We start from the raw sequence: 12,335 nt of genomic DNA, 5'->3' as shown, positions 1-12,335 counted from the left end.
AGGGCCGCGCAGCGCCCGCTACCAGCATGAACTATTTTGTTCACTAGATGAACTAAATGTCAACAGCCCCACAGCGCCCGGCAGGACTCCGGGCTGCCGGGCCCGCGACGCCCTCGCTCCCGGTGAATGGGACCGGTGGTTGTCCCACCTGGCGCGTGGCTCTTAACGTCGGCGAAGCCCGGTTGCACCGTCATTGCCGACAAATGCAAACCAGGTTGAACGCGGCCGAAACGTATTTGGGCCCGGCATGTCAATGTGCGCACCGCTAGCGCCCAAGTGGAAAGCCCCTTTCGGAGAAGCGAATGCCGATGCCCGGGTCAATTGACTCCCCCCAGGCCGAACCTCTGCTGCCCGCGTGGAATGCCTTCCTCGACGGCCTTCGCGAACTCGCGCCCGCGATGCTGGACAAGCTGCCCGGACACCTGCGTGACGATCCGCAGACCCAGCACGAGATCGGGCGGTTGATGCTCAGCGCGCTCGCGGCCCGCAGCATCGACGCGATCGCCAAGGACGGCGACCATCCCATGTTCCTGCCCTCGCTCAACGTCGTGCTCAACGTCTTCCAGCCGAACGCCGACACCGTCTACAAGACGGCGCACATCACTCCCGGCGGCAGCTACCGGCTCCGTGGGCGGGCGGGTTCGCTGCGCATCGCCAAAATCGGCACCATGGCCCCGCCCTCGGCGGATGGCGCAATCCAGGCCTCGACCTACCACGACATCAATTCCCTCAAGACCGACGAGGACGGATCGTTCGACGTCCTTCTCTCCCCGTTTCGGCCACCGGACCATGCCGGTGACTGGTGGGAGCTGGACCCCCGGGCCCACACGCTCCTGCTCCGCCAAGTCGCCTACGACTGGTCGGCCGAAAGCGACCCGGCGATCTCCATCGAGCGCCTCGACGTCCCGCCGAACCGTCCCCGTCCCGCTGCCACCGACCTCGCACGACGGCTGCACGAGCTCGCGCCCGGCGTCAGCCGCACCGCCATGCTCCTCATCGAGCATGTCGCGCAGTTGCAACGTGAGGGCTTCGTCAACAAGTTCAAAGTCTGGGACGTCGCCTCGACCCACGGCGGACTGTTCGGCCAGTTCTACTACGAGTGCGCCTACGAGCTGGAGCACGGCGAGGCGTTGCTCATCGAGTCGGATTACCCCGAGACCTGCGCCTACGCATCCCTGATCCTCACCAACCAGATCTTCGAGACCACCGACTGGTACAACAACCACAGCAGTCTCAACGGAAGCCAATGGCGTCTGGACTCCGACCGCAGGCTTCGGGTGGTGGTCTCGGCCACGGATCCCGGCGTGCCCAACTGGCTCGACACGGCGGGCTATCCGACCGGCGTCGTGCAGGGGCGCTGGACCGACTGCAGTTCGAATCCCCTGCCGTCCGCACGCAAGGTCGCCGTCGCCGATGTGCTCGGGATGCTACCTCCCGACACGCCACGGATCACCAGACAAGAGCGTGAACGGATCATCCGCGAACGGCGTGCCAGGCTTCAGCAGCGCCCGCTCTGGTAGCCAGCCCCGCAGGAGTCCGTTCTCACCCATCCCATCGGACCGGTGCTCAGCGCCGCTCCGACCCGGAAGCCCCCGGAGGAACCCGCCCCGTGGCAGCCATCCACTTCGACTTCACCGGCAGCCGCGTGCTCGTCACCGGCGGCTCGAACGGCATCGGTCTCGGTATCGCGAACGCGTTCAGCGAAGCGGGCGCGGAGGTGGTCATCACCGGGACCCGCCCAGCCGCGTCCGACTACGACCACGATCTTTCCGGCTTCGTCTACCGCCCGCTCAACCTGACCGACGAGGCAGGCATCGACGAGCTTGCCGCCTCGCTGGAACGGCTCGACGTGCTCGTGAACAACGCGGGCCAGAACCTCGCGGGCCGGGGCGAGTCGGACCCGGACGTCTTCGCGGAGGTCGTGGCGGTCAACCTGACCGCGACCTTCCGGCTTTCCACCGCGTGCAGACCGCTGCTGGCCGCCAGCAAGCTCGACGGTGGCGCCAGCATCGTCAACATGGGCTCGATGACGAGCTTCTTCGGTCAGAGCCTCGTCCCCGCCTACGGCGCCGCGAAGGGCGGCGTCGTCCAGCTCACCAAGGGCCTGGCCGTCGCCTGGGCATGCGACGGGATCAGGGTCAACGCCGTCGCCCCCGGCCTCATCGAGACCAACATGACCCGCCCCATGCTCGGTGTGGACGCGGTGATGGAGCCCTTGCTCAAGCGCACACCGATGCGCCGGTGCGGGACGCCGGCCGATGTCGCCCCGGCGGTGCTGTTCCTCGCGGGTCCCGGGGCCCGCTTCGTGACCGGACAGACGCTGCCGGTCGACGGCGGCTACTCGGTGCAGGGATGACCATGACCAACAAGATCCGTATCGACGACCTGGCCGAGCCGCGGCTGACGCCCGCACAGGAGGCCGCCCTCGCCTACGGCGAGGCTCAGCTGGTCGACCTCAGCGTCGATGCCGTCCTGGCAGCGGCCGTCCAGGCAAGTGGACTGGACGACTTCGGGCCCGACGACTTCCGCGAACGCCTGGCCCTGTGGCTGTCGGAGATGAACGAGGACGACGAGCGAACAGGGCTCGGCCGGATGTCGATGTTCGGCGACTGCGTACGCCACGCGGTCAATCGTCTGCGCATCCATGACCTGCTCAAACGGCATCCCGAGATCCACGACGTGCCGATCGAGCGGCCCGTCGTCGTGGTCGGCCTCCCCCGGTCCGGCACCACTCACCTCGTGAATCTGATCGCAGCCGACAAGCGCTTCCGCTCCATGCCGCTGTGGGAAAGCCGCGAGCCAGTGCCCGACCAGCGGGAGACCGTTCCGCCCGGCGGCGTCGACCCCCGATGGGACAGGTGCAACAAGGCCTGGGAGGCTGCGCGGAGCGCGCTCCCCCTTCTCGCCTCCATGCATCCGATGGACCCCGACCATGTGCACGAGGAGCTGGCCCTGGAGCTGCCCGACTTCTCCAGCTACCACATCGAGTGGGCCGCCCGCTGCCCAGGCTGGCGGGACTACTACCTATCCCACGACCAGACCCCGCACTACGCCTACCTGCGGACGGTGCTGCAGATCCTGCAATGGCGACGCCCGCGAGAACGCTGGGTACTGAAGTCGCCGCAGCACCTGGAACAGCTCGGGCCGCTGATGACCACGTTCCCGGACGCCACCGTCGTGGTTACCCACCGGGATCCGGTCTCGGTCATCCAGTCGACCGCCACGATGATGACCTACAGCGCGCGGCTGCACTATGGGCACACCCGCCCCGACTGGTACGTCGAGTACTGGGCCGACCGGATCCGCCGCCTGCTCGACAGCGCTGTCCGCGACCGCGACCTGCTGCCCGTGGACCGTACGGTCGACGTGCGCTTCCACGAATTCATGGCCGACGAGATGGGCACGGTCGAGCGCATCTACGACGCCGCCGGTCTGGAGCTCACGCCCGAGGCCAGGGCGCAGGTCGTCGCCTATCGCGACGATCACCCGCGCGGGCGGGACGGTCAGATCGTCTACGACCTGCGTGCCGACTTCGCGGTCGATCCCCAGGAAGTGCGTGCGCCGTTCCGCTCCTACATCGAACGGTTCGGCGTCCGCGAGGAGGTCCGATGACCGGCGGACACCCTCAACGATCTTGGACTGGAGCGGCCGTGAAGCCTCTGACCCATCTCCAGCGGCTCGAAGCCGAGAGCATCCACATCATGCGGGAGGCCGTCGCCGAGAGCGAGCGCCCGGTGATGTTGTATTCGGTCGGGAAGGACAGCGCGGTCATGCTGCGGCTGGCCATGAAGGCCTTCTACCCGTCCAAGCCGCCGTTCCCGCTGCTGCACGTCGACACGACGTGGAAGTTCCGCGAGATGTACGCGTTCCGCGACCGGACCGCGCGCGAGCTCGGTCTGGACCTGATCGTGCACCGGAATCCCGAGTGCGTACGGCTGGGCATCAACCCGTTCGAGCACGGTTCGGCGACGCACACCGACATGTGGAAGACCGAGGGCCTCAAACAGGCGCTCGACCAGCACGGCTTCGACCTCGCGTTCGGCGGAGCCCGCCGGGACGAGGAGAAGTCGCGAGCCAAAGAGAGGGTGTTCTCCATCCGTTCGCCGCAGCACCGGTGGGACCCCAAGCGGCAGCGGCCCGAGCTGTGGCGCGCCTACAACGCGCGGACCAACCCCGGCGAGACCGTACGTGTGTTCCCGCTGTCGAACTGGACCGAGCTCGACGTGTGGCAGTACATCAACATCGAGCGGATCCCGATCGTCCCGCTGTACTTCGCCGCACCGCGGCCGGTCGTGCGGCGCGACGGGATGCTGATCATGGTCGACGACGACCGGATGCCCCTCGAACCGGGTGAGACGCCGACGAAGCAGAGCGTGCGGTTCCGGACGCTCGGGTGCTATCCGCTGACCGGGGCCATCGAGTCCACGGCGGACACCCTGCTCGACATCATCCGGGAGATGCTGCTGACCACCACGTCGGAGCGTCAGGGCAGGGCCATCGACCACGACTCCAGCGCTTCGATGGAGAAGAAGAAGCAGGAAGGCTACTTCTGATGGCCCATGCCGACAGCCGGATAGCCTCCGATATCGAGGCATACCTCGCCGGCCAGCAGGAGAAGTCACTGCTGCGGTTCATCACCTGCGGCAGCGTCGACGACGGCAAGAGCACTCTCATCGGGCGGTTCCTGTACGAGTCCAAGCTCGTCTTCGAAGACCAGCTCGCGGCGCTGGAAACCGACTCGAAGAAGGACGGCACGCAGGGCGACGACCTCGACCTCGCGCTGCTCGTCGACGGGTTGGCGGCCGAACGCGAGCAGGGCATCACCATTGACGTCGCCTACCGGTACTTCTCCACCGAACGACGCAAGTTCGTCGTCGCCGACGCGCCGGGCCACGAGCAGTACACCCGCAACATGGTCACGGGTGCATCCACCGCTGACCTCGCCGTCATCCTGGTCGACGCCCGCAAGGGGTTGCTCACCCAGACGCGCCGCCACAGCTACCTCGTCGCGCTGCTGGGCATCCGCCACATCGTGCTGGCCGTCAACAAGCTGGACATCGTCGGTTACTCGCGCGAGGTCTTCGAACAGATCGATGCCGAGTACCGGGCATTCGCCGCTGAACTCGGCCTCCCCGACGTGGTCAGCATCCCGTTGTCGGCGCTGCGGGGCGACAACATCACGCAGTCCAGCCCGAACACCCCGTGGTATTCAGGCCCGACCCTCGTAGAACATCTGGAGACCGTCGACGTCGACGACGACCGGGCAGGGGAGCCGTTCCGGCTGATAGTGCAGTGGGTGAACCGGCCCCATCTCGACTTTCGCGGCTTCTCCGGCCTCATCCCGAGCGGCGTGATCCGTCCCGGCGATCGAGTGCGCATCCTGCCCTCCGGCGCGGAGAGCACCGTCGCGCGGATCGGCACCTACGATGGCGACCTGCCGGAGGCGGTCGCAGGCCAGTCCATCACACTCATCCTCACTGACGAGATCGACGTCAGCCGGGGCGACATCATCGCCGCGGCGGACGCACCGCCTGCCATCGCCGACCAGTTCGAGGCGCACATCGTATGGATGAGCGAGGACGAATTGCTGCCCGGACGACGCTACCTCGCCAAGATCGGCGCGAGGACCGTCGGGATGGCCGCCGACCATCCCAAGTACCGGGTGAACGTCAACACGCTGGAGCACACGGCAGCCAGGACGCTGAGCCTCAACCAGATCGGTGTGTGCACGGTCCATTTCGACCAGATGACACCGTTCGACCCCTACAAGGACAACCGGGACCTGGGCGGATTCGTCATCATCGACCGCCTGACCAACGCCACAGTGGGGGTCGGGCTGCTGAACTTCGCCTTGCGGCGCGCCGACAACGTCCACTGGCAGGCACTTGAGGTCGACAAGGCCGCCCGCGCCGCCTTGAAGCGGCAAAGGCCGACAGTGGTGTGGTTCACCGGGCTGTCCGGCGCGGGAAAGTCGACCATCGCCAACCAGGTGGAGCGCAGGCTGCACGCGCTCGGGCACCATACCTATCTGCTCGACGGAGACAACCTGCGACACGGTCTGAACCGCGACCTGGGCTTCACCCCGGCCGATCGCGTCGAGAACGTTCGGCGCAGCGCTGAGGTCGCCGCCCTCATGACGGACTCCGGCCTCATCAGCTTGGTCTGCCTGATCTCTCCGTACCGGGAGGACCGCCGCATGGCTCGGGACCTGGTCGAGGACGGAGAATTCGTCGAGGTCTTCGTCGACACCCCGCTGGCAGTCGCCGAGGCCCGGGATCCCAAGGGCTTGTACGCCAAGGCCCGGCGTGGCGAACTGCCGAACTTCACCGGGATCGACTCCCCCTACGAGCCTCCGGAACAGCCTGAACTCCACATCCGGATGAGCGAGACCACCACCGAACAGGCGGTGGAGCGGATCGTCACCTACCTGCTGAACCGGCCCGCCGAGCCCCGCTGACAACCCGGGAGTCCGCCCGATGGCTCCCTCCCAGAACTGAACGAGGAACGCAGATGCAGGCGTATCGACTCTTCGGACAGCATGACCTCCGGTTGCAGGACGAGCCCGACCCCGACTTGAAGGCCGGCGAGGTACGCCTGCGGATGGCCTATGTCGGCATATGCGGCACCGACCTGCACTACTACTTCGCCGAGGACGACGCGCTGCCGAGCCGCCCCCGGCACATCGGGCATGAGCTGTCGGCGACCGTCGCCGAGGCGGCTCCGGACGTCACCTCGGTCTCGGTGGGCGACCGTGTCGCCGTGTTCCCGCTGATCTCGTGCGGCGAGTGCGGCGAGTGCCGCGCCGGCCATCCGATCTCGTGCGAGCGGGTCGACCGTTCGGTCTCGACGGTGGGGTGCGGCGGCCCGATCGGCGGTCTGGCCGAGCACACCGTGATCCCTGCCGATCTGGCGGTGAAGCTGCCTGACAGCGTCAGCCTCCTGCAGGGTGCGCTGATCGAACCCCTCTCCGTGGCGGCCACCGCGGTCCTCCGGGCCAACACCAACAGGGACGGCGTGGCGCTCGTCACAGGCGCCGGGCTCATCGGCATCGGCTGTGCGCTGGCCCTCCGGGCGACCGGGGTGTCGACGGTCGTCGTCGAACTCTCCGAGGAACGCCGGAAGACCCTGGCCGACATCGAGGGGCTGACGGTTCTCGATCCGGTGAGCGACGACATCGACGGCATCGTCCGCTCGATGAGCGGCGGTTCCGGCGCTGACGTCGTCTTCGAGTGCGCGGGTGCGGCTAAGGCCATGGACCTCGCGTTCTCGATCACCCGCAGGCGCGGCCGCATCGTCGTCATCGGGCTGCACGAACGGCCGTACTCGATGAACGCGCTTCTCGTGCTGGCCAAGGAGCTGACCATCCAGGGACACAGCGGTGAGTCCCGAGAGGCATTCGAGGCGGTCATCGACTGGATGGACCGGGGGCTGCTCCCCGTCGACCAGTGGGTGACCCTCGTCGGCTATGACCGGATCGTCGAAGACGCGCTCGAACCGTCCCGCCGGGGACGACTCATCAAGGCCGTAATCGAAGTACCGCGACCTCGTTGAAGGGGCTCATAGGTCCAGGGCAGCTCGTTCAGCACGGGAGCCACACGAGCGTGGGTCTCCGTCGAACCGCATGGCCGCCGTCACCCGACCTAACTCCCGATCAGCGGGAAGGCCAGGGATCACGGGCGTGACACCTTCCTACGATGACGCTGGAATTCACGCAGCGAAGGGACGGATCGATGGCCTACGAGCGCGGGGACAATCCGCCGGCAGGTGACGGCGTCGTCGAGCCGGTCTCCCTGGCCTCGGTTGGGTCCTTCGAGCACGACGCGGACGTCGTCATCGTCGGCTTCGGATGCGCAGGGGCGGCCGCGGCCTTCGAAGCCGCGTCGGCGGGAGCCGACGTGCTGGTTCTCGAACGGTTCTCGGGCGCCGGCGGATCGTCGGCCCAGTCGGGCGGTGAGATCTATCTCGGCGGCGGTACCAGTGTGCAGAAGGCCTGCGGCTTCATCGATACGCCCGAGGACATGTTCGACTACCTTGAGGCCGCGCTGGGGCCGCATGCCGACACGGAAAAACTGCGGCTCTACTGCGAAGGAAGCGTCGAACACTTCGAATGGCTCTGCGCGCGAGGGGTGCCCTTCCAAGAATCGCTGTACGCCGAACCCGCATGGATGGCGCCGACGGAGGACGGGCTGATGTGGCTCGGCGAGGACGCCTGGCCGTTCTCGACGCTCGCCCGGCCGGTTCCGCGCGGACACCGACCACCCGTAGCCGGGTACGGAGGTGGTCTGCTCATGGACAAGCTCGTCGGTGCGGCGACGGAAGCCGGAGCCCGATGCCACACCGACACCCGGGCTGCGGCGCTTGTCGTCGACGAATCGGGACGCGTCGCTGGAGTGGTGGCCCGGCGGTTCGGTGAGACGGTCCGGTATCGGGCCCGCAAGGCTGTCGTGCTGACCACCGGGGGCTTCGTCGACAACGAGCGGATGCTCGCCGACCACGCTCCGGTGCTCCTCGGGCACGGCAAGGTCAGCGACGGCGGCGATGACGGCAGGGGAATCCTCATGGCAACGGCGCTGGGGGCGGCCACGCGCCGGATGGCGAGCGTCGAGGCGGCACTGACGGTGACTCCGGCCATGGCGTGCCGGGGCATCCTCGTCAACGCCCTCGGACAGCGTTTCACCAGCGAGGACGGGTACCCGGGGAGGTTCAGCCACGCAGCCCTCGGCCAGCCCGCCCCCTGGTGGCTGATCCTCGACGAGGAGGGTTTCGCTGCCGCCTCCGCAGGCGCGCCGCCAGAACATGTGGCGGAGACGCTGGCCGAACTGGAGCAGGAACTCGGAATGCCGCCGGGCGTGCTGGAGATGAGCGTCCACCTCTACAACCGGCATGCCGCTCGCGGTGAGGACCCTCTCTTCCACAAGGATGCGAAGTGGCTGCGCGAGCTCAAGGGACCGTTCGCCGCAGTCGATCCGCGGGTCGCGGCCAGGTTCGTGGAGAACCGACGGGAGGCGACCGGGATCTCCGGATTCACCCTCGGCGGGCTTCACACGACGGTCGACGGGCAGGTGCTGCACGTCTCGGGACGGCCGATCGCAGGTTTGTTCGCGGCGGGGCGGGCCTCCTCCGGCATCCACGGGGACGGCTATGTCAGCGGTACCTCACTCGGGGACGGCACGTTCTTCGGCCGGCGCGCCGGGTGGTCCGCCGCCGAGCCCTCCCACTGATCGGGACGGCGAGCGCGGCCCGAGTCGGGCGCGGACTACCGTCACGGCAAGCCCCCGAACTTCCCGGTTAGGACACCAATGACGGAGTTGACCCACGCGTCGACCCTGCGGGAGCTCGCTACCGACAGCGGCGTCCTGCGCTACCACGAGGCGGGCGAAGGCCCGCCTCTCCTGCTGCTGCACGGTTCCGGGCCCGGCGTCACCGGCTGGCGCAACTTCCGCGGGAACCTGCCGGTGCTCGCGGAGCGGTTCCGCTGCCTGATCCTGGAACTTCCCGGGTTCGGCGTCAGCGACCCGACCGACCAGCATCCCATGATCGCCGCCGGGGCGGCCGTCACCCGCTTCCTCGACGGCCTCGGCCTCCCCCAGGTCGATGTCATCGGCAACTCAATGGGCGGGATCATCGGCGTCCAGGTCGCGCTCGCCCACCCCGAGCGCATCAGGCGGCTGGTGACCATCGGCGGCGTCGGCAGGAGCCTGCTCAGCCCCGCGCCCGGCGAGGGCATCCGCCTGCTTCAGGAGTTCACCGACCACCCCACCCGCGAAGCCCTCGTCCAGTGGCTGCACTCCATGGTGTACAACCCGGCGCTGGTCACCGAGGAGCTGATCGAGGAGCGCTGGCAGCAGGCCACCGACCCCGCCACCCTCGAGAGCGCAAGGCGGATGTACGGGAAGGCCGCGTTCGCCGCCGGCACAGCCGCGGCAGCAGCGGCCGACACCCCGCCTTACTGGGCCATGCTGCACAAGCTGAAGGCCCGCACCCTGATCACTTGGGGCCGCGACGACCGGGTCAGCCCCGTCGACATGGCGCTGCTGCCCATGCGGACGATCCCCGACGTCGAGGTGCACGTCTTCCCCGACTGCGGCCACTGGGTGATGATCGAGCAGAAGGACGCTTGGGAGAGCGTCGTCCTCTCCTTCCTCACCCGCAAGGACGGCTGAGGAGACCCATGATGACCAACCGCGTCCTCAACACCCTGATGGAACGGGCCGAGGAGATCCGCGCGCTCGGCCCCGTCAACGAACGGCTTGGCAGGCTCGAGGAGCCGGCCGTCAAGGCCCTGCGCGACTCGGGCGCGATCCGGATGCTGCAACCCCGGACGTACGGAGGCATGGAGGCCCACCCGCGAGAGTTCGCCGAGACCGTCATGGGAATATCCGCGCTCGACGGGTCGACCGGCTGGGTCGCCGGGATCGTCGGCGTCCACCCGTGGGAGATGGCGCTGGCCTCCCCCGAGGTCCAGCGGGAGGTGTGGGGTGACGACCCTGACACCTGGATCGCCTCGCCGTACGCGCCGATGGGTGTCGCCCGGCCCGTCGATGGCGGCTACGTCTTCAACGGGCGGTGGCAGTTCTCCTCCGGCACCGACCACTGCGACTGGATCTTCCTGGGCGCGCTGCTCGGCGACACCGACGGGAAGCCCGTCCAGCCGCCTGCCGGACTCCACATGGTGCTGCCCCGGCGCGACTACGAGATCGTCGAGGGCTCCTGGGATGTGGCCGGGCTCAAGGGCACCGGCAGCAAGGACATCATCGTCCGCGATGCCTTCGTCCCCGAGCACCGGGCGCTTCCCTTCGCCAAGGTCATCAGCGGTGAGGCCGCCCGCGAATCCGGGCTGGACGACCCCGTCTACCACGTGCCGTTCTCGTGCATGTTCCCCCTCGGTATCACCGCCGCCGTCATCGGCATGGCCGAGGGCGCGCTCGCCCACCACCTGGCCTACCAGCGCGACCGGATCCAGATCACCGGGACCAAGGTCAGAGACGATCCGTACTCCCTGTACGCCCTCAGTGAGGCGGCCGAGGAGATCGCGACTTCGCGAATCCGATTCCTGGACAACGCCTGCCGTATGTACGACACGGTCGCGGCCGGCGGCGAGGTCACCTTCGCCGGCCGGGCGGCCGGGCGCCGGGCCCAGGTTCGGGCGGCCTGGCGGGCCGTCCAGGCCATGAACGAGATCGTCCTGCGTTCCGGGGGCAACGCCATGCGCAACGACAATCCGATCCAGCGGTTCTGGCGCGATGCCCACGTCGGGCTGGCCCACGCCATCCACGTTCCGGGCTCGGTCTACCACGCCTCGGCGCTCACAGACCTGGACATCGAACCCCCGCAGGGCCCGATGCGCTCGATGATCTGACCACTCCGCCGATGGGAGGCACACCGATGTCCATCCGAGGACTCGGCTACTTGCAGGTTCAAGCGACCGACGTCGGCCGCTGGCGCGAGCTGGCGATCGACGCGCTCGGCTTCGCGGAGGGCTCCGGGCCTGACCCCGAGGGTCTGTATCTGCGCATGGACGAGCGCCGCCATCGGCTGGCGGTGCTGCCCGGTGAGTCCGACCGTGTGCTCGCGGTCGGCTGGGAGGTCCGCGACCAGTACGCTCTGGCCTCCGTCCGGGAGGCGGTGGAGAAGGCCGGCATCGAGGTGACCGTGTTGTCCGCCGCCGAGTCCGCCGAGCGGAACGTCGAGGCGGCAATCGCTTTCACCGACCCGGTCGGGACGCCGGTCGAGGTGTTCTTCGGCCCTGTGCTCGACCACGGCCCCCTCCGCACGGGGTTGGACCAGCGATTCATCACCGGCCCCCAAGGCATGGGGCATGTCGTCCTTCCGACGCCCCGTCCGGAGGAGGCCGTCGCGTTCTACTGCGAAGTGCTCGGCTTCCGGCCGCGCGGCGCGATGAAGGTCGCCGAGGCGGCGGGCCATCCGGTACGGGTGCGCTTCCTCGGGATCAACGAGCGCCACCACAGCCTGGCGATCTGCCCCGCCCCGCACCAGGGCGACCCGGGCCTCGTCCACCTCATGGTGGAGGTCGACACGCTCGACGCGGTCGGGCGCGCCTTGGACCACGTGAACAGGCTCGGCTTCTCCGTGTCCTCCACACTCGGCCGCCACACCAACGACAAGATGATCTCCTTCTACGTCCGGGCGCCCGGCGGCTGGGACATCGAGTACGGCACCGACGGCCTGCGAGTCGACGAGCGCTACTACACAGCCGAGGAGATCACCGCGGACAGTTACTGGGGCCACGACTGGTCGGGCGCGGAGCCGCTGGCGGCCTTCGTCCCACCCCAGGCGTGAACCCGGGATGATGAGCTCCTCGCGAGCGGCGGCCT

Annotated in this window: 10 protein-coding genes; all 10 read left to right on the top strand. The window is 68.3% G+C overall.

Features of this window, described 5'->3' with window-relative positions; genetic code table 11:
• The first annotated feature begins 308 nt into the window (after positions 1–308).
• The 10 genes from F8566_RS41415 to bphC all read left to right on the top strand — a co-directional run bounded on the left by F8566_RS41415 (position 309) and on the right by bphC (position 12,300).
• Entirely contained in the window at positions 309–1,520 is a 1,212-nt protein-coding gene (locus F8566_RS41415; RefSeq protein ID WP_151568384.1) for a hypothetical protein, read from the top strand.
• A gap of 89 nt (positions 1,521–1,609) precedes the next feature.
• The gene (locus F8566_RS41410; RefSeq protein ID WP_151568382.1) at positions 1,610–2,356 is read left to right on the top strand and encodes an SDR family NAD(P)-dependent oxidoreductase; all 747 of its coding nucleotides are present in this window, start codon (positions 1,610–1,612) and stop codon (positions 2,354–2,356) included.
• Between the two features lie 2 nt (positions 2,357–2,358).
• Positions 2,359–3,612 carry a sulfotransferase family protein gene (locus F8566_RS41405; RefSeq protein WP_151568380.1) on the top strand — a complete coding sequence of 418 codons (1,254 nt, stop codon included), beginning with the start codon at positions 2,359–2,361 and terminating at the stop codon, positions 3,610–3,612.
• A 38-nt stretch (positions 3,613–3,650) separates the two neighbouring features.
• Positions 3,651–4,553 carry a sulfate adenylyltransferase subunit CysD gene (cysD, locus tag F8566_RS41400; RefSeq protein WP_151568378.1) on the top strand — a complete coding sequence of 301 codons (903 nt, stop codon included), beginning with the start codon at positions 3,651–3,653 and terminating at the stop codon, positions 4,551–4,553.
• Positions 4,553–6,457 (top strand): sulfate adenylyltransferase subunit CysN, encoded by a 1,905-nt coding sequence (gene cysN, locus F8566_RS41395; RefSeq protein WP_151568376.1) that lies wholly within the window; start codon positions 4,553–4,555, stop codon positions 6,455–6,457. The genes cysD and cysN overlap by 1 nt, the downstream gene beginning before the upstream one ends.
• A 53-nt stretch (positions 6,458–6,510) precedes the next feature.
• Positions 6,511–7,551: an alcohol dehydrogenase catalytic domain-containing protein gene (locus F8566_RS41390; protein WP_151568374.1), complete on the top strand. Its 1,041-nt coding sequence runs from the start codon at positions 6,511–6,513 to the stop codon at positions 7,549–7,551.
• A 143-nt stretch (positions 7,552–7,694) separates the two neighbouring features.
• Positions 7,695–9,221: an FAD-dependent oxidoreductase gene (locus F8566_RS41385; RefSeq protein ID WP_225993989.1), complete on the top strand. Its 1,527-nt coding sequence runs from the start codon at positions 7,695–7,697 to the stop codon at positions 9,219–9,221.
• Between the two features lie 78 nt (positions 9,222–9,299).
• The gene (locus tag F8566_RS41380; RefSeq protein WP_151568372.1) at positions 9,300–10,163 is read left to right on the top strand and encodes an alpha/beta fold hydrolase; all 864 of its coding nucleotides are present in this window, start codon (positions 9,300–9,302) and stop codon (positions 10,161–10,163) included.
• A gap of 8 nt (positions 10,164–10,171) precedes the next feature.
• Positions 10,172–11,359: an acyl-CoA dehydrogenase family protein gene (locus F8566_RS41375; RefSeq protein WP_225993988.1), complete on the top strand. Its 1,188-nt coding sequence runs from the start codon at positions 10,172–10,174 to the stop codon at positions 11,357–11,359.
• A 26-nt stretch (positions 11,360–11,385) separates the two neighbouring features.
• Positions 11,386–12,300, top strand: a complete 915-nt coding sequence (bphC, locus tag F8566_RS41370) for a biphenyl-2,3-diol 1,2-dioxygenase (protein WP_151568370.1) — start codon at positions 11,386–11,388, stop codon at positions 12,298–12,300.
• The last annotated feature ends 35 nt before the right edge of the window (positions 12,301–12,335 follow it).

This window comes from Actinomadura rudentiformis (genome assembly GCF_008923185.1).
GTDB classification, from domain to species: Bacteria; Actinomycetota; Actinomycetes; order Streptosporangiales; family Streptosporangiaceae; genus Spirillospora; species Spirillospora rudentiformis.
The sequence above is the reverse complement of the archived record's forward strand: the minus strand, read 5'-3'. Positions and strand labels throughout refer to the sequence as shown.

Excerpts from the sequence above, each read along its gene's own strand:
- F8566_RS41380 (WP_151568372.1), top strand. The coding sequence starts at position 9,300 with ATGACGGAGTTGACCCACGCGTCGACCCTGCGGGAGCTCGCTACCGAC.
- F8566_RS41390 (WP_151568374.1), top strand. The coding sequence starts at position 6,511 with ATGCAGGCGTATCGACTCTTCGGACAGCATGACCTCCGGTTGCAGGAC.
- F8566_RS41385 (WP_225993989.1), top strand. The coding sequence starts at position 7,695 with ATGACGCTGGAATTCACGCAGCGAAGGGACGGATCGATGGCCTACGAG.
- F8566_RS41405 (WP_151568380.1), top strand. The coding sequence starts at position 2,359 with ATGACCAACAAGATCCGTATCGACGACCTGGCCGAGCCGCGGCTGACG.
- cysN (WP_151568376.1), top strand. The coding sequence starts at position 4,553 with ATGGCCCATGCCGACAGCCGGATAGCCTCCGATATCGAGGCATACCTC.
- bphC (WP_151568370.1), top strand. The coding sequence starts at position 11,386 with ATGTCCATCCGAGGACTCGGCTACTTGCAGGTTCAAGCGACCGACGTC.
- F8566_RS41415 (WP_151568384.1), top strand. The coding sequence starts at position 309 with ATGCCCGGGTCAATTGACTCCCCCCAGGCCGAACCTCTGCTGCCCGCG.
- F8566_RS41375 (WP_225993988.1), top strand. The coding sequence starts at position 10,172 with ATGATGACCAACCGCGTCCTCAACACCCTGATGGAACGGGCCGAGGAG.